This window comes from Planktothrix sp. FACHB-1355, assembly GCF_014748295.1.
GTDB lineage: Bacteria > Cyanobacteriota > Cyanobacteriia > Cyanobacteriales > Aerosakkonemataceae > Aerosakkonema > Aerosakkonema funiforme_A.
Map to the genome: position 1 here is coordinate 1 of NZ_JACJUP010000020.1, position 17,707 is coordinate 17,707.

Consider the following 17,707-nt stretch of genomic DNA (forward strand, 5'->3'; position numbering starts at 1 on the left):
AAGCTGTGGGAATTGCTCGCTCTCGGATCTGGAGAAGGCACCACAGTCATCGCCATTGAGCAACAAGCCGGACGAGGACAGTGGGGACGACAGTGGCATTCTTCTGCCGGTGGATTATACTTATCTGTGGCCTTAACTCCCAACGTAGCCGCTCGGCAGGCTAGACAACTGACTATGTGCGGAGCTTGGGGAATTGCGACGATTTTGCGCGAGTACGACCTACCAGTCTCCCTCAAGTGGCCCAACGACCTAATACTTTCAGGGCGCAAGTTGGGCGGCATACTTACCGAAACCAGGGTAAACAGAGGGCGCATTAGCAAAGCAGTAGTTGGCGTGGGCATTAACTTGACTAACCAAGTTCCAGAAAACGGCATTAATCTAGTATCTTTTCTCGCCAATCATCCCAGCCCAACGCTTTCATTAGAAACATTAGCCGCTATTACTCTAGTAGGATTAATGTCTGGATACCATTACTGGCAACAAAAAGGCATAGATTCCGTGTTGCCGTTTTACCAAAATCTACTCACAAGCATCGGGCGATCGATCGAAGTCAACGGACGCTCAGGAGTAGTCGTGGGTGTTTCTGTCGATGGCGACTTGCGAGTTTGCCTGCACCCAACGGGGACTGCTCCCTCTTCAGAAATTTGCCTCCAGCCCGGTACAATCAGTCTGGGCTATGGAGAAATGGGACTGGGAAATGGCTAATGGGTAATTGCAGATGCCAAAAATTTCATCTGCAATCTCAAATCCGAAATCTGAAATCCTGACCGAGACCAATCCCTATATTAAAAGTGTTGAACAAAATAACGGTGTGATGGAGATGGTGGAACCAGTTTATCCCGACAAGCAACTAAACTATTCGTCTACAGAAGATCGGCAAATTGACACAACCGCAGCTCGATCGACCGGGCACGATCCCAACCCCTCCCAAAGAAGCGCAGGCATCAGCTTTTGGCATCGTTTCCTGTTGGTACAGGGAATTGGTTGCGTCAGCGGTTTAGGACTTTTGAGTGGTAGCATAGTTTGGGCAAAAAATCAAACATCATCCGATGCCTTTGTCATCGCTCAAATTCCCGATATTATGCCCAAAGCCGTATCGGCAGACCCCGCACCGGAACCTCCCAGACAAGCCGCACCAGTAAATAGAAGACGCTCTCGTGCCGGAGCGACGCCGCGATCGCGAGTAGGAGGAAGGGCAAGAAGCTCGCAATCGATCGGGGGGAACTCTTACATTGACCCAACCGATTACAGCCTCGGTGCCACAAGGAGACGGGAATCAACCGCTCGCGCCTACTCACCTCCTAGCTCTGTTGTGCTGTCGGAACGTTCCACAGGTTGTCAAACAGTTTACGGAAATAGAGGAGTTGCAGGCAGTCGCTGCGGTGGCCCAGCGGCATCCGTGAGAACTAGCGTCAGAAGAACTGCTGTCGCCAGCAATAGGTACACCACTGTTCGGCGTCAAAGAATACGAGATATTCCCCGTTCCTACCAGACCGATCGCGTGGGTTACGAAAGCGAACGCCCATCTCGTTCTTACCGCCAAAATCGCGTCGCGCGGGTCGAACAAACCCAACGCTCATCTCGTTCTTACCGCCAAAGTCGCGTCGCGCGGGTCGAACAAACCCAACGCTCATCCCGTTCCTACAGCCAAAATCGGGTAGCGCGGATCGATCGCACCGAACGCTCATCCCGTTCCTACGAAACGAGTCGCGTGACACGTTCTCCTCGCAGCGAGCGATTAGCGCGTTCTTATCGCCAAAGTCGGGTAGCGCGAGCGACTCAAACCGATCGCTCACCCCGTTCCTCTCAACTGCGGGTGGCGCGAGCGACTCAAACTAATCCCTCACCGCGTCCGCGTTCCTACTACTTAAGCCGCCTGCCCCGTCCCATTGAAACTGAGCCACAGCAACGTTCCCAAAGAATTAATCGTTTGCGGTCAACACCCCAAAGGGAGGAACAACCTCGTCAATATAGAATCAGCCGTTTGCGTTCCGCACCTCAGAACGAAGAACAACCCCGTCAATATAGAATCAGCCGTTTGCGCTCAACGCCTCAAAACGAAGAACAACCCCGTTCTTATCAAATCAGTCGTTTACCCTCAATAGCTCAAAACGAAGAACAGCCGCGTCAAAACAGAATTAGTCGTTTGCGCTTAACACCACAAAACGAGGAACAACCCCGTTCTTATCGAATCAGCCGTTTGCCCTCAGCGCAACAGAACGAAGAACAGTCACTTTACAAGTTCAGCCGTTCGCAGCGCTCTTCCCAAAAAGATCGCCTCTCTTCTTCATCTCGAAAAAAACGTCAGCCTCAACACGATCGAACCGCCTGGAAACCCAAGCCTCAAGAGGTAACGCCGCCAACAATTGGACATATCAATATCAGTCCGGCCAAGATCGACTCCGGAAATGTTGCTTTGGGCAGACAAAATAGTTTTAGTAACCCTCCCAACACAAGCCGTCAAAACCAAATAGATACCGAGATAACAGGTAATGAAACGCTTCCCAATCCAACATTAAGCTACAACTACAAACAACCCCAAACATCCCCAGCCGAATCTGGAAATAGCAAACTACCGATCGCCTTTCCCCTAGCTGTTCCCGCCCAAATAACCTCCGTGTTTGGCTGGCGAATTAATCCCATCAGCGGAGATCGTCGCTTCCACACCGGGACAGACTTAGGTGCGCCAATGGGAACCCCTGTTTTAGCCGCTCATGCCGGCAGAGTAGCGATCGCAGACTTCTTAGGCGGCTACGGCTTATCCATCATTGTCCGTCATAAAAACGACACTCAAGAAACCCGTTACGGTCACCTCTCAGAAATTTTAGTCAAACCAGGAGAATGGGTTCAACAGGGAAGTGCGATCGGTCTCGTAGGCAGCACAGGCAACTCAACCGGCCCTCATCTCCACTTTGAAGTGCGGGAAAAAACACCCGAAGGGTGGATTGCGATGGACCCACGCGCTCAACTGGAGTATGGCTTGGCTCAATTAGTCAAAGCCTTGAAGCCTAACCAACTCACAGAGGAAATCAAGCCCGAACAAACGGAGAACCAAGTACCCGAACCCCCACAAGCTTACTCCCAGCCACCTCAGAGCGGCATACCTAACTCTCCACCACAGTTGCCTCCATCTGGAAACGAATTAACCGATTCCCAGTTACCCGAAGTCCCAATACCCAACACGCCGCCATCCCTGATGCCGTTACCGGAACAGCAATCCAACGACACTGAATTACCGGAAAGTGGGATACGCAATGTGCCATCACCTGAAGTACCTTTATCCAGCGCTCAACCGATTAATTCTCAGTTACCGCCAATTCGGGTACTTAACACACCAACTGATGAAGTTCCCCGATCGATCTCTCAACCGATTAATTCCCAGTTATCTCGGATTCCAGTAGATAACACACTACCCTATGAAGCGCCGCGATCGATCTCTCAACCGATTAATTCCCAGTTATCTCGGATTCCAGTACTTCAAACACCAACTGAGGAAGTTCCCCTATCGAGCGCTCGGCCTATAAACTTACCGTTACCTCGGATTCCGGTACTTCAAACACTAACTGAGGAAGTTCCTCTATCGAGCGCTCGGCCTATAAACTTACCGTTACCTCGGATTCCGGTACTTCAAACACTAATTGAGGAAGTACCCCTATCTAGCACTAGACCAATTAATTCCCAGTTACCTCCGATTCCCGTACTCAACACACCAACTGAGGAAGTACCCTTATCTAGCGCGAAGCCGATTAATTCCCAGTTCCCTGGGATTCCCGTACTTAAAACACCACCCTATGAAGCGTCGCTATCTAGGACTGTGCAAACCAACGATCGGTTAACTTCTGCCCAACAAGTTAACTTCCGACCGCCGGAACTCCCCATTTGGGTAACCCAAGAGTCTGCTTACCGTTTACCTGAAGTTCCCATTCTGCCCCATAAGCCATAGGTGAAGAGGGAGCGGGGGAGTGGGGGAACGGGGGAGTGGGGGAATTAAGATTTTCCCTTTTCCGTTTCGCTCTTCCCTAGCCCCTAGCCGCTAACCCCTAGCCCCTCAAAGATAACCGTGTTCGCTCAAGAAAGCTGGTGTAATTTCGTCTTGATGTGCAAAAACGGCATTGGAACGGGAAAGCAGCAATTTTTCGATGTATTTGCCCAGAATATCTCCTTCTAAATTCACCCAACTGCCGATTTTGAGATGGGAGAGATTGGTTTGGGTAAAGGTATGGGGAATCACAGCCACTTTAAACCAAGTGCCAGCTGAGTTACAATCTGCCACGGTCAAGCTGATACCATTGACGGCAATACTGCCTTTCAGGACAATGTAACGGGCGATCGACTCAGGCGCTGTAAAACTCATCTCCCAGGAATTGCCGGCAAGCTCCACAGTTTGCAGGCAACCAATACCATCTACGTGACCGGTGACAAAATGGCCGCCGAGTTTAGTGCCTACCCGTACAGCCGTTTCTAGATTTACCCAAGCATCTTCTTCTATCTTTCCTCCCAACGTCGTCCGGCGCAGTGTTTCCGGCGAAGCATCTGCGACAAACCCTGCTGGCAAAATCTCCTCCACGGTCAGGCAAACCCCATCCACAGCCACGCTGTCGCCCATCGCCAGATCCTGCAAAATCGGATCTGCTGCCTTGCCAGAGCAATATATCCGTAATTTGTCTTCTGCTTGCAGATGAATCGTTCCTAGACTTTGGATTAATCCTGTAAACACCGTTTTTTAGCTCAAAAAATCGCTTTTTGCACAATCTGGTTTATTTTCCCGCTGATGCAACTATTTTCCCAGAGGGAAAGTCTAAGTTTTCGAGCGAATTGCGGGATCTCTAGTTAGAATCGGCTTCAAGTCAGGGCATACTGGGATGTAAAGACCCTCTTACTTAAATAGCATCGGTTGACTTAACCGAGTCTTGACTGCCTACGGTCGGTCAATCGATTTAGTCTTAAGAAACATAAGTACTCGGTCTCTGTCCACAGCTGCCCAGTACCAGTTTATCCTTTAACTTTAACCACCCTTTGCCCAAGGTATTTTAGAGGCCAAGCCGATGATTGAAATGAAAGTCGCTGGAATTGCACTGGATGCAATCACACGCAGCCCAATAGTGCTTTTGAAAGATTCGACAGACCGACGGGCTCTGCCAATTTATATCGGTCAGGATCAGGCCAAGTCAATTATTGGTGCCCTGGAAAACCAAACCCCTCCTCGGCCCCTCACCCACGACCTTTTTGTCAATCTGTTAGAAACTTGGGGTATGACCTTGGAGCGGATTATCATTCATTCGCTACAAGACAATACGTTCTACGCCATTATGACTGTACGACAGGGCGAGGTCAAAAAAGAGATTGATGCTCGTCCCAGCGATGCGATCGCGATCGCCCTTCGCACTCGCACTCCCATTTGGGTGATGGAAGAAGTAGTTGCCGATGCTTCTATTCCTGTCGATCGAGAAGCTGATGAGGCTGAAAGGAGAGCTTTCCGGGAATTTGTCGATAAAATTAGACCGGAGGATTTTATCCAGCGCGGTGGCTTCAGTAATGGCGAAGCCTAGAAATACAATAATTTTGGATTTTGGATTCATCTAGAATCGCGCTTGAGTTTCTAGACTAACCGTGGCAACCTCAAAATCTAAAATCTAAAATCTAAAATCTAAAATCTAAAATCGGCAGATGCGATATCGACGGTTCGGCAAGACGAATTTGCACCTCTCGGTGTTTTCTCTGGGCACGATGCGTTGCTTGGACTCAGAGTATATTACCAGGCAAACTGTGCAGTACGCTGTGGCATTGGGAATCAATCACTTGGAAACCGCTAGCCGATACGGCAAAAGTGAGGAGTATCTTGGGGCAGCGCTCAGATCTGGGTTGGCGCTGCCGCGCGATCGGCTCTGCATCACCACCAAAGTTCCACCCACACCTGACCCGGACGCTATGAGTCGGTCGATCGAACAGTCTCTGAAAAACCTCAAACTAGACTCCATAGATTGTCTGGCAATTCATGGTTTGAATACGTGGGAACACTTAGAATGGGTACAGAACGGTTGTATAAAAGCTATACAAGAAGCTGTTAGGGACGGTAAGGTGCGACACGTTGGCTTCTCTACCCACGGCTCCTTAGACTTAATTCTGGCAACTATAAATACAGATTTATTTGAATTTGTCAATCTACATTATTACTATTTTTGGCAGCGGAATGCCGCAGCAGTCGAACTGGCTCACCAAAAAGATATGGGGGTATTTATCATATCACCAGCTGATAAAGGAGGACGCCTCTACACACCACCGCCAACCTTGAAAGATTTATGTCATCCTTTGTCGCCCCTAGAGCTCAACTATCGGTTTTTGTTGAGCGACCCCCGCATTACTACCCTCAGCTTGGGTGCCGCTAATCCAGCAGAACTGAGTGAGCCTCTGAGCGTTGCAGACAGAGATTTCCCTCTAACATCTTTAGAATTGCAGATTTTAGAGCGTTTGCAAACCCATCAAGATGATGTTTTGGGAAAGGACAAGTGCAGCCAATGCTATGCCTGCCTTCCATGCCCGGAAAACATCAACATTCCGGAAGTCTTGCGGTTGCGGAATCTTGCTGTTGCCTACAATATGACAGACTTCGGTAAGTACCGCTACGCTATGTTTGAAAACGCCGGACACTGGTTTTGGGGTGTCAAAGGCAACCGCTGTACCTCGTGCGGGGACTGTCTGCCCCGTTGTCCGGAACAGTTAAATATCCCCGATCTGCTCAAAGAAACTCACCAACGCCTCAATGGCGCTCCTGGTAGGCGTCTTTGGCAATGAAAGCAGCTATGAAAGTACAAAGAAAAAGAGCTATTGTGTTTTCGCTTTTGCCTTTGGTCTTTTCCCTCTTATCACCTCAACAGTTGCTGGCGCAAGCGGTGCCTGCTGGGACTGGTAATAGCCCACAAAGGGGATGCCAAAATGCGATCGCAGAAGATAGCATTTCTCAAATTAATCTGAGCAATCCCAGTTTTTGGTGGGCTTCCGAACGGTTTGGCGGTCAAGTACTGGACACTTGGTTCGCTTGTCGGGATGAGCGTCGCCTCGATCTTGTTGTCGATCGACAAATTTGGACTTTGCTCGATTATCTGGAACGCTATGAATTTGTCAATCATTTTGGCCAAGTAGCCAGAGGTTATGGCTACAACCTTCGAGTTGTCAATCAGCAACAAACTGTTTTGGCTACTTATACGTGTGATTTCAGGGTGACTCCAGCAAACTGCAATCTTCTGATCGACACCCTTGGCAGGCAGGGCTTTCGACGCTCTCTAACTGCAAATTGAATGACTCGCGACAGTCCGCACTTTCCTAAAAGGTGGGTAAGAATAGCGCTAATTTTTAGTGGTTAGATACTACTAAAAATTACAATTATTTTGTGGTTTTCCCAAATTCTAATGTAAAATCTTTAAAGCGAGGCACATTCGGTAATAGAACCCGCTTGCTACCAAGGATGACAATTTCCTTCTTTGTAAGAAGCTCTAGTCTACCCCTTATCAATACAGTTGGTGGCAGTATTCGGATAGCACACCCGTAAGACAGGACTAGGCGAAACAATAAGTCCCCTGTAAACAAGTTTTCGCAAGATGTTTTTAGGCGGCGTGAAACTAGCGTCTTTAGACGTGGATAATAAACCTCTACAAAAGAAGCCTCCGACTTCTTAGCAAGTTTGTTAAATGAAGCGTTAGAAACTTCGTCCATCTTAGGGCGAAGTAGTTCATCAAATTTTCGATCGCACTCCCCAGAAACCCCCAGCCATTTTTTGTAAGTTGAGTTGAGGGAAGCGAAACCCAACTTTACCCAGCCCCTAGCCCCTTATCCCGAACGCCTAAGCCCTGAAAACGAACTTCCGTCCATAAAGATTGATACTCCTGACGTACCTTTTCGGAAAGCGGGCGTAAAAATTCGCTTTTTTTGATAATTTCCGGAGTTGACAAAACCAGCTGATTTCTATCTGTATTAGAAAATTCGGGTGGATTTTTGCCTGCTAATATCGGTGAAGCTGCTGGGGTAAAGCGAGACAGCAAACGAGCAATCTCTGGCTGCCAACAGAAATCAATCCACTTTTGCGCCAAATCCAAATTAGAACTGTTACCCAAAGGACGCACCCACAGGTCTGTCCAAAGTGCGGTGCCAGATTGGGGAACCACAGCTGCAATGTTGCGGTAACGCTGTATAACTGGCAGAACGTCGCTAGACCAACCAACCGCTAAATCGGTGTCGCCCAAGATCAGGGGTTGCAAGTAGGCATTGGAACTGTAGAATTTGACTTGCTTGTGTAAGGTTAGCAGTTCTTGTTTGAGGTTGGGAATTTTATCTAGCTGTTCGGTGTTGTAAGAGTGACCGAGTTTTTTTAAAGTTAAGCCAATAACTTCTCGCGGTTGGTCGAGTAAGGAAATGCGATCGCCTAACTCGTTTCGCCACAAATCTGCCCAATCTGTAGGTGCTTTCCAGCCCTTTGATGCAAATTTATCGCGACGATAGACTATTACCGTGCTACCCCATCGGTAAGGTGCGCCCCAAATTTTGCCTTTCGGGTCTGGTTTGCCTCGATCGTTCCGCTTCACCAGTTCTTGCCATGCTTGGGGCACTTGCTGCCACTGACTTAGCTGTTTTGGGTCTAGGGGTTGGATCAGTTTTTCCGCGATCGCCTGTTCTAACCAGTAATCGCCCAATGTTACCAAATCTGCCACCGCAGTCGCCTTTTGTTTGCCAAAGGGTAGGGGCAGGTTTGACCACCAGTTACTTGCCTCCGCTTTCTGCTGCCAATTTTGCAGTTGGGTGAATAAAGATTGCAGCTGGCTTTCGGCTACCAAATCCAAAGAGGCCGATCGCTGGATCTCTTGACGAAATTCATTTAAAAGCTGGACTGGGATAGAATTTTTCAGCAGGCTGACTTTCAGAACAGCCTTTTGCTGACTGCCACATCCTGACAGCAGCCCAGAAATAGCCAGGGTACTGCTGCCGACTATGAAGAACCTTCTTTTCATCTAAATGTCAGGATTTCGGACTGATATTTTAAATCAAAGCGATCGATACCAGATCGATGATACTTGCTATCTGCCTCTTTGACCTTTTCTCTCCGATCCCCGAATTCTTTCCCATGAGGGCAGCACTTTGCCTAATGAGGGAAAAACTTCGATGATACTTCCGTACTTTTCGTGTGGAAAACGGGTTTTTTTGGGCATTGGGCATTGGGCATCCGGAATGGAAATGCTTAGGCAGCAAGAATTAGGATAACCAATTAGCTTTCCTTATCACACTATGTACGGAAGAGCCTAGTGTTTTTTCCTCGTGGCGGCGCAGTCCGGAAACTTTTCTCACTTGTACATTTTTTTTTCATGAAAGACTGTCAGTGACTGTTATATTTTGAGGAAAAATTTATTTGCTTTTATAAATTACCAGATTTTGCCCGGTCTGCTATCTATTCCAGCGCGATCTCAACCGCGCAATCGGCAGAGAGAGAATTTAGGTATTTGTGCTTTATTTAGCTTGGCGAACCTATTTAAATAGATTTAACATAGGGTTGGGCTCAAAAATGTAACTTTGCGAGTAGACAGATCTTCTTTTTTCTGTATAGTAATGTTCACCACGAACATTCGATCGGAGTCGGCAGCTGCAAGCCCTAGCAATAAGCTAAAATTGGGATCGATTTGCTAAGTAATCTCCTATTCTACAACCATTCGTTTATGGAAGAGTTTGCGTACAAGCTTTGTATAAGAGGGGATGAGTATTCTTTGCCTTGTCCGCTCTTGAAAGCATTTTTTCTCTTTGTAGGCAATCTCTTCCTTGAGCTTATAACACCTTCTTCAGTCTGGTTTATGTTTACCCTGCATATAGCTTGGAAAGTCAAATTTATGCCAAAGCAAACATCCATCCGCGCCATAATTCTTAATAGAGAACGTGTAGAAATGTATTTTTATTCAGCCAAGCCATATAACTTGAAGTTTTTTGACAATGTATAGAAGTGTTTGTTCAGCTAGTCTGCATCAAAAATTAAATGATTCTATTGTTAGAGAAAGTTAAACTCGTTGTTGCGTAGGATGAAATAATAAACTAGGAAAATAGGGGATTGGAATGGAATCTATACGAAATCAAGTCATCGCCGTGAATAACAAAGTCGATGCCCTCTACCAAATGGTAGAGGATCTGAGTAAGCAGCTCTCGGAAGTTTTATCACAAACAAGGCAGACATCAGGTGCGCTCGCGGATACCTCAAGCTGGAAGCTCAACGATATCCGTTATTCATATAGAGGCAGTACCAAAGTAGATGCGGCGCTGGCACACAAGGATGTGCTGGCAGATACTGGCTATGTAGACACGGGTTCTCATAACCGCGAAAAAGAGTTGGCACCAGAAATTCAAATTCAGCGACTAACGGCACAGCTAACAGCAGCTTACAATCGCATTGCGGCCCTAGAAGAACAGTTGCTGGCGCAAAGAGTACATTAAAAAAGCAAACCGTGCTGCTCGATTATTAGGCGCAGTAGCGCTCTACCAATGCTTCAACGGCCTGAAGAAGTTCAGTTTGGTTCCAACCTGCGTATAGATGAGCCGCGATCGCACAACCACCGGCTCCCATACCTTCTTTAACGTAGCCTTGTTCGTAAGCCTGCAATTGGACGTAACGAGAAGTGGCAAAACTCAGCTGAGTCGCCAGCAAGGGCACCGAGCCAACCATTTGCGCTAATCCAACCGTGTCGCCGCTGGAGTCATCTACCACCCAACGGGTCGTTCCCACAACTATATTTTCTGGTTTCCAAGCTAAAGAATATTCTTTCGCTATAGCCTGAATTAAAGCATAGACAGCCAGCATTTGGGTTCCACCGGCAAGCATGACGCCACTGGTGCAACTGGCAGCTAGAGCGATCCCAGCTACCGCAACTTGCATGGGGTCTCCCACGGCAGCAACAACTTGTAGGGGATCTGGGGATTTTGGATTTCGGATTTTGGATTTTGGATTTTGGATTTCTGCCGAAGTGGCAATCTGCCACTCTCCGGGACGCCAAAAACCAGCGCGTTCTAACCCAGTCTGCACCAGCGCCCACTTTTGGGCATGATTGCAAGTAACATGGCTGCTGTTGACTTTCCCGGCAGCGGAAATGCCCAAACCGGTTAAAACAGCGAGTGCGGTGGTAGTTCCCCCCACCACGCACTCGCCGATAACAATTAAGCCCTCACTAGATACAGCCGCTAACTTTTCCCCCCAAATTAACCCCAAATCGAACAAATGGCGCACTTTTGCCATTTCTAAGGCGTTGCCCGAAGTTAAACAGCGAGCCCAAGCACCGCCTAAATCGATCGTCGGTACGGATGGAGGTTGGGGCAAACCAGCATTGAATAAATAAAGTGGTAGTGAAAGTGCCTCCACCACCGCACGGGATATGAGTACCGGTGAGGCACCCGCGTGCAGTGGCGGTAAAGGGTATTTCGGATCTGGCGCAGGGCCGCTATACAAAAATTCCGCATCTGCGATCGCTGTAAATTGGCGATCGTGCGGTGTCCGACCCGCCGCAGAAATCCCCTCGATCAGGCCGGTTTCCGTAAATCCCAACACACAAGCAAATACAGGCTGACGACCCTGATATTGTTGCAACCACCGATGGCCTTGTTCCGCTTGTGTGTAAATCTTTATCATCGGATGCGTGATAATTTTCTCCCCGCTCATCCCCTCTGCCCCTCAGATCTGCCTTAGTCATCGTAATCCACCAGCACTTGTACCCAATTTGGAGGCTGAGGAATTGGATTGCCCAGGCGTTCCAAAAGTAGCCATGCAGCCAGATGCACGACGAACAGGTAAACCAAGTTACTCAGAAGCACCATCCCAACGGCGATCGCCTGAATTACCAGCAAACTCGGCTCGATCAGTAACCCAAGCTTCACAAATACCCACTCCAACATCTGTGTCACTTGAGTGATGATGTACACCCAGACGTCTTCACCCAATAGGATGGAAAGCAACCAAAACCGAAAAAAGAATCCAATGCTTCCCAAAAGCGTACCCAAGCTAATGGATACCGCCCAGCTAGTTTGGCGTCGCCAACAAGCTCCCAGCAGCACGCCCAACAACCCATAGGGCATGAAAAACTGAATGCTGCGCGGTGGCCCCATCAGAACAGACAGCAGCAATCCAGAAACCAAAGCTCCCATCCAAGCGGCTCGATTGCCCCAGCGCAGGTAAACCAGTGCGATCGGCACCGAAAAAAAGATCCGCAATAGGGGGCCAAGGGGAAAATAGTAATTCACTAGCCAAATCAGACTGGCAGTACTGGCTAAAAAAGCCGTTTCTACAAGCGCTAAGGGAGCCTCGGCCCGCACCTTTGGTTCGGACAAATCGGGACTGGAAGTAGAAGAAGCGATCGGCTCGTTTGCAGCAGATTCTGGGCTTTCTTCAAAAGATTCACTCATTACGATCTTCTCGTGCAAAAGTTTGACTTTGTATTTTTTTCGCTCTCCAGTCCCCTGTCGTTCATCCTTACTCCGTACTCACTCTAAAGCAGAGCCGTCATCCGCTCCTATATCTACAGATTGAATTACCAAAACCGAACAGGGAGCGTGGTGCATTACGTAATTGCTCACACTTCCCATTAAAGCTTCTGTCAATCCAGTTCGACCCCGCCGTCCCAGCACTAACAAATCTGCTCCCCAGTTTTGAGCGGCTTTACATATAGACTGACTGGCTTCCCCAATTTGACAATCAAAATCAGCCGTCACTCCCTGCTTCTGAGCAGTTTGGCAGAAGTTTTGCAGCATAATCTGCGCTTCTTCCAAACGCTTTTCTGTCAGTTGCGGTTGAGCGCGATAGGAGTAACCTGCAAACTCTGGGTAAAAACCCATTTCTACGGGAATAGGCCCGATCGGCTCGGCGATCGTGTCGTTCGTCATACAATGCAAAAGCCTTAAACTAGCACCAGTTGCTTGTGCTAACTCCAGGGCGCGATCGAAAACGGCCCTGCCTAAAGGCGAGTAGTCTAGTGCCACAAGGATTTTTTTGAACCCCATCTAGACCTCCCTCGTTCTCGAAACTCTTTCACTTTCAAACTAGCGCATAGAAGAGCTTTTGCCTTATTTTTGTTGCATTACGTTAAATTATCAAGCGTTCTAGGGCATTCACATCCGGGATGCGAAGGGTATCCTGCTCGCGCTTGATCAAAGCTTTCTTTTCCAGCTTAGTCAGCACTCGCGTTACTGTCTCCCGTGCCAGTCCGCTCAAACTGCTCAGTTCGCGATGGGGTAAATTGGGAATTTCCGTACCTTCCGAAGTGCGCTTACCTTGCCCATCTGCTAAAAACAGTAAAGTATCTGCCACCCGCGACATACTATCGGATTCCCGCAAGCGCAGTCGGCGATTGACTTGACGCAAGCGGCGTCCCATCAGCTGCGCCAGACGGACTCCCGCCATCGGCTCCGTATAAATCAAATTGACAAAATCCTGAGCGGGCAGGTTACCGATCACTGTGGGAGCTAAGGTAATCACATCTGTAGATCTGGGCACTTCATCAAGTGCCGCCATTTCACCAAAAATTTCTCCCTTGCCCAAAATGTTCAGCGTTACTTCTTTACCATCTAGGTTATAGGTGCGAATCTTCACCCAACCCTCCAATATAAAGTAAACCGAACTACCCCAATCGTTCTCCAGCAGGATCACCTGATTTGCTGGATGGTTGCGCGTGACGAGGTGGGCTGTTGCTTTTTCCACAGCCGCTTCTGGTAAACCTGTAAAGAAAGGAGTAGAGCGAATTAGTGTATTCACATTTGTATTTGTATTCGTTTCGTGAGGAGGGAGTCGGTCTTGCATGAGGCCATTGTGTGATTAACAGTATTTATTAAATTTACTGGGATCGACAGAGGCCCACTGGATTGAAACTGGCTGATTGTTTTAAAACAAATCGTTATGCCAGTAATGCGGAACGATCATAAATAATAGACCACGGAAGCTTATCTTGATAGAGCTGTTCCTGGAGCAGTTGACGGTGGCACTTGACACTCGCTACAAGAATCGGGTTGGCGATCGAACTAAAGGTACTGCCCATACACCCATTGGCAAGCATCGCTCGCAGTCCAGGCTTTTGCCCCACACTTAGTTGGGGACTTATGGCTAAAGATAGCACCTAATACGTTTAATCTTGTGGCCATACCAAACTTTACAGAGCGTAAGTGGAAGGCACGGTCTAACCTCCAGAGAAACCAAGCAGCCGTTAATTTTAATTTGGCTGTCTATTCTTGCATTTCCTAGCATACACTTTGTCCAGCACGACGGGAGTGTCAGTTTGACGATTTCCCTAGAGTGGCCAAGCAAGAAACCTCCATGTCAGATCGAGCACACCTCAAGGACGAGCTTTTAGGTGTGAGGATTGCCCATCAGCTTAAGAGTTGAAGAGCGTGAGATGTTTAATTTTAACTGCTTTTGTGTCTCCTACCTCAGAGCGTTTGGTCTGGCTTTGGGTGCTGCTGAGGGGTTGCGTAACTTTTGAGTATCCATGAATACGCTAATTGCTGGTAGAATGAAAATTACTTAACAAAAAATCTTTATCTAGCTAACAATAAAGATTTTTTCTTCTCTAAAGTTCCCACGAGGAATTTCCAAAGACAGCGATTACACAACTCGATCGCAAATTTATGCTAAAGATACGATCTCTAGCGATCGCACTCAGATGTGGGTTGGCTTTTTGGTTTTAGCTGTTCGAGCCGCAAATATTTTCTAATAGCTCGACAGATATTTAGCCTAAAGTTAAATTTCTGTTATGCTTATATGGTTAAGTTGTGGGCTTATATCGATTAGTTCCCTCAGTCATACCAAATCTGCTTCAATTACCCCCGTTATTGTAGCGGGAGTGGAGGAGCGGGGAAGTGAGGGAGTTGGCGAAGGAGTAACTTTGAGGCCAAAAAGGGGGTAGCTAACCCGGATTTGGGATACCAGAGAATCCCAGAGGAAACCTACAATAGTATCGGTTCCTCAAAAACGACGGTCGCCGCTCGCGGCAAAATGGAACTCAGTCTGTTAGGTGAGTCGGGAGAGATCGACAAGCTCGCGCAAAACAGGATTGCCTCTTGACCAGGGATTCAAGCCCCGTTCTTCAAGGAATTTAAAGGAGCGGTTTCACCGTGAAGTTTCACACGGATCGAATTCGGGCACTGATCGCAGAAATTGATAACGTACTTGGCAAAAGCAAAAAATCCGGCCTGGGTTGGTTTAAATCTGGAGAAGAGGCCGATCGGCGTCGCGTTTTAGAACGAGTTCGCAACAGCCTGGATATGCTCCAGCAAGAATTTGCCTCCACAAGCCAAGTTGAGATAAGCCAAACCACAGAATTGCCATTGGCAGGTGAAATGGCATTGGTACAGGCTCCATCAGTCGATCGCCTTGAGTCTCTGGCAATCGACTCAACTCAAAAAAAGACGCCACAAGAAATTTTGCAAGCAGTTGTAGAAGAAATGGCTTACCTGCGAACCTTCTACGAACGCGCCAAAATTCTGACCGAGTTGACTCAACAGTGCCAAGCAGACTTAGAAGTCTTACAGCAAAAACGCCAAGCTCTCAGAGCAGAAGTAGAGCAGCTCGAACAAGAGCGACAAAATTATCTTTCCCAACAGCAAGCAGAGTTAAAACAGAAAACTTCGGAATTGCTGTTGGAGACGGAAACAAGCTTGCCGATTCAGCAGAGTAAACTTTTGTCAGACGAGGAAGCACAGCCAACAGCAAACCAAATAATATCTCCTCAAATACCAAACATCCTCAGCGGAGAAGATCTACCGTTACCATATGCGGGTGCTGAGTTAGTGAAACCAAATATACAGCAGTGGGAGAGATCGATTCAGGCAAAGCAACAAGCTGAGGAAGCAAATACTGACGAGTCGGCAAGCAAAGAAAGCGACTCGGTAAATTCAGATTTCAACATTCTAGATATCGTCGAAAGCTCACCACCAGCCTGCCGTATTGAAGATGCACCGCAGGATCGGGAAGTTGCCCCCGCAGCAGCAAACAGGTATGAAATAGTACAAGAGGAACCAGATTTCGGTCGGGAAATGCGATCGACAGATGAACGCGATCGCATCGCTGCGGCAGACGATCGGCAACTGGTAGATTTGGAATCGGCAGACATTGTTTCTTTTCCCCAACACTCAGGAGAGGGAACTGGGGAAACGAGCGGATGGGAAAGCACGGACACAATAGCAGCTCTGACCGATTTAATAGACGAAACGGCACGTTTGCTAGGATCGGACTCTCTGGAAGATGAATTGCTCAGCGAGGCGATATCGATCGAGGAGATTGGCGAAAGCGTTCTTAAATCTGGCGATACAGAAGCAGAAAGCTACTTACCAGCATCACCAGAAGAAGATTTGCTGTCAACAGATCGGTTAGAGGGGAAGTCCAATGTCGATCTTTGGGTCGGAAAGAATATGTTGGAGCAGTTGAGCCAGGATCTTTCCGGTTTGGAGGGACTCGATTCACCACACGTTCAAGAAGAAAGCGATATTTTGCAGCGTCGGGATAATTCGGAGCAAAGCGCGATCGAAACAACACAACCAAAAGCTACAGCTTCAGCTAACCGAGTTGCCAGCAGCGACAATAAAGACGAAGATGCTCCTGTGGAACAGGAAACTGGTTCGCAAACAGAAGCAGTCTTACTAAACATTGACGAAACAGCAAACTCTTCCAGCGACGATCGAGAAATTGAAGATCTCACGCCCCAAACAGAGGATAAATATGGCGCAGTTGGGGCAGAAGAAATACCTTGTACGATTCCAGAAGAAATTTTGGCCGAATTTGACGACCTTTTTGGCGAATCTCTCGAAACAGATCTCAAATTACCTGTAGCCGAACCAGATTCGCAAATAGCTCAACCCTCATTATCGAGGCCGAACCAAGAAGAAGAAGTAAAAAAAAAAGTAGCGAACGCAGCAGAACTGACTTTAGGTGAAGATTGGGAAAGTAGAAAAGTAGAACAAGAACAAGACGAACAAGACATCTCAACGCTCGCGACTTTCGATCGAGGAAATGAAGGGAACCTTGACGAAGCGGATCTGGAAGAAAAGGCAGAAACAATCAATTTTTGGCAAAAACTCACCCCGCCGCCTCGCATTCCCTTTTCTAAGCCATCCTCATTCACCCCTACACCCCTTCCGCCACTACCTCCTTCTCCTCCTCCCATCTGGTACTTGGGAATTGATTTCGGGACAACAGGACTTTCTGCGACTTTGTTGAATCGCTTAACCCGCCAGATCTATCAGATTGCCTGGTCACCCGCAGGACAGTCGGATACAAGCGAACAAACCTTTCGTTTGCCTGCGGCGGTTGATGATAGCGGCATATTGCTGCGGAACTTTAAGCCATTGTTAAAAATCGGTCTGCCCTACTATTGCGCCCAAAGCGATAGATGGGAGCCTGTTTTGCAGATTTCTTCCAGAGACAGGGTTCCCCTTTGGCAGGCGAAGCAAGCGCTGCAAGCATTGTTAACTACCCTCAATCCTACCAAAAATGAAGTAGGAGAAGATCGGGAATTACAGATCCCAAATAGGGATTCCCATCTCGAACCGGAAATCTTAAATTTGGAATTACGAGAGGGCAATTCATTTTTGGATGTTAATTCTCGATATACGATCGCCGCCATTGGTTTGGAGGAAGAAACCCTGCATTCCGCACTCAGTCAGCTAGCAGGGACGATCGTCAGCTGTCCCGCCGAGTGGTCGGAAGCAT

General features: G+C 48.0%; 12 protein-coding genes and 1 pseudogene. 7 read left to right on the forward strand and 6 right to left on the reverse strand.

The annotated features are described in order from the left end of the window. Positions 1-705 (forward strand): biotin--[acetyl-CoA-carboxylase] ligase (locus H6S82_RS02495; RefSeq protein WP_191056004.1); only part of this gene is annotated, 705 nt, incomplete at its 5' end. A gap of 13 nt (positions 706-718) precedes the next feature. Continuing rightward, a complete protein-coding gene (locus tag H6S82_RS02500) occupies positions 719-3,943 on the forward strand; it encodes a M23 family metallopeptidase (RefSeq protein ID WP_242056788.1) in 3,225 nt (1,074 codons plus the stop codon). Positions 3,944-4,048: 105 nt separating this feature from the next. Here the strand turns inward: H6S82_RS02500 and ribE are convergent, their stop codons facing one another. After that, positions 4,049-4,717: a riboflavin synthase gene (ribE, locus tag H6S82_RS02505; RefSeq protein WP_190468855.1), complete on the reverse strand. Its 669-nt coding sequence runs from the start codon at positions 4,715-4,717 to the stop codon at positions 4,049-4,051. A gap of 328 nt (positions 4,718-5,045) precedes the next feature. On the opposite strand from ribE, the gene H6S82_RS02510 reads away from it, so the two are divergent. The 3 genes from H6S82_RS02510 (at position 5,046) to H6S82_RS02520 (ending at position 7,295) form a co-directional block, all read left to right on the forward strand. After that, a complete protein-coding gene (locus H6S82_RS02510; RefSeq protein ID WP_190468852.1) occupies positions 5,046-5,549 on the forward strand; it encodes a bifunctional nuclease family protein in 504 nt (167 codons plus the stop codon). A gap of 118 nt (positions 5,550-5,667) precedes the next feature. Further along, complete coding sequence (locus H6S82_RS02515) at positions 5,668-6,792, forward strand: aldo/keto reductase (protein ID WP_190468849.1); 1,125 nt, start codon at positions 5,668-5,670, stop codon at positions 6,790-6,792. An 8-nt stretch (positions 6,793-6,800) separates the two neighbouring features. Continuing rightward, a complete protein-coding gene (locus H6S82_RS02520; RefSeq protein ID WP_190468844.1) occupies positions 6,801-7,295 on the forward strand; it encodes a hypothetical protein in 495 nt (164 codons plus the stop codon). A 510-nt stretch (positions 7,296-7,805) separates the two neighbouring features. On the opposite strand, the gene H6S82_RS02525 is transcribed toward H6S82_RS02520, so the two are convergent. Continuing rightward, positions 7,806-8,999, reverse strand: coding sequence for an extracellular solute-binding protein (locus H6S82_RS02525; protein ID WP_190468841.1), 1,194 nt, complete (start codon positions 8,997-8,999; stop codon positions 7,806-7,808). Between the two features lie 1,087 nt (positions 9,000-10,086). Between H6S82_RS02525 and H6S82_RS02530 the strand changes: the two genes are divergently transcribed. After that, positions 10,087-10,461, forward strand: coding sequence for a hypothetical protein (locus H6S82_RS02530; RefSeq protein WP_190468838.1), 375 nt, complete (start codon positions 10,087-10,089; stop codon positions 10,459-10,461). A 25-nt stretch (positions 10,462-10,486) separates the two neighbouring features. Here the strand turns inward: H6S82_RS02530 and cobT are convergent, their stop codons facing one another. From cobT to H6S82_RS02550, 4 genes are all read right to left on the reverse strand, one after another. Further along, complete coding sequence (gene cobT / locus H6S82_RS02535; protein ID WP_190468835.1) at positions 10,487-11,647, reverse strand: nicotinate mononucleotide-dependent phosphoribosyltransferase CobT; 1,161 nt, start codon at positions 11,645-11,647, stop codon at positions 10,487-10,489. Between the two features lie 53 nt (positions 11,648-11,700). Continuing rightward, positions 11,701-12,417, reverse strand: a complete 717-nt coding sequence (locus tag H6S82_RS02540; RefSeq protein WP_190468832.1) for a DUF2232 domain-containing protein — start codon at positions 12,415-12,417, stop codon at positions 11,701-11,703. A gap of 78 nt (positions 12,418-12,495) precedes the next feature. Next, positions 12,496-13,011 carry a universal stress protein gene (locus H6S82_RS02545; protein ID WP_190468829.1) on the reverse strand — a complete coding sequence of 172 codons (516 nt, stop codon included), beginning with the start codon at positions 13,009-13,011 and terminating at the stop codon, positions 12,496-12,498. Positions 13,012-13,093: 82 nt separating this feature from the next. Further along, on the reverse strand, positions 13,094-13,807 hold the full coding sequence (locus H6S82_RS02550; protein ID WP_190468826.1) for a Crp/Fnr family transcriptional regulator: 714 nt from the start codon (positions 13,805-13,807) through the stop codon (positions 13,094-13,096). A gap of 1,307 nt (positions 13,808-15,114) precedes the next feature. Between H6S82_RS02550 and H6S82_RS02560 the strand changes: the two are divergent. After that, positions 15,115-17,707 (forward strand): annotated as a pseudogene (locus tag H6S82_RS02560) (hypothetical protein); the annotation flags it as partial.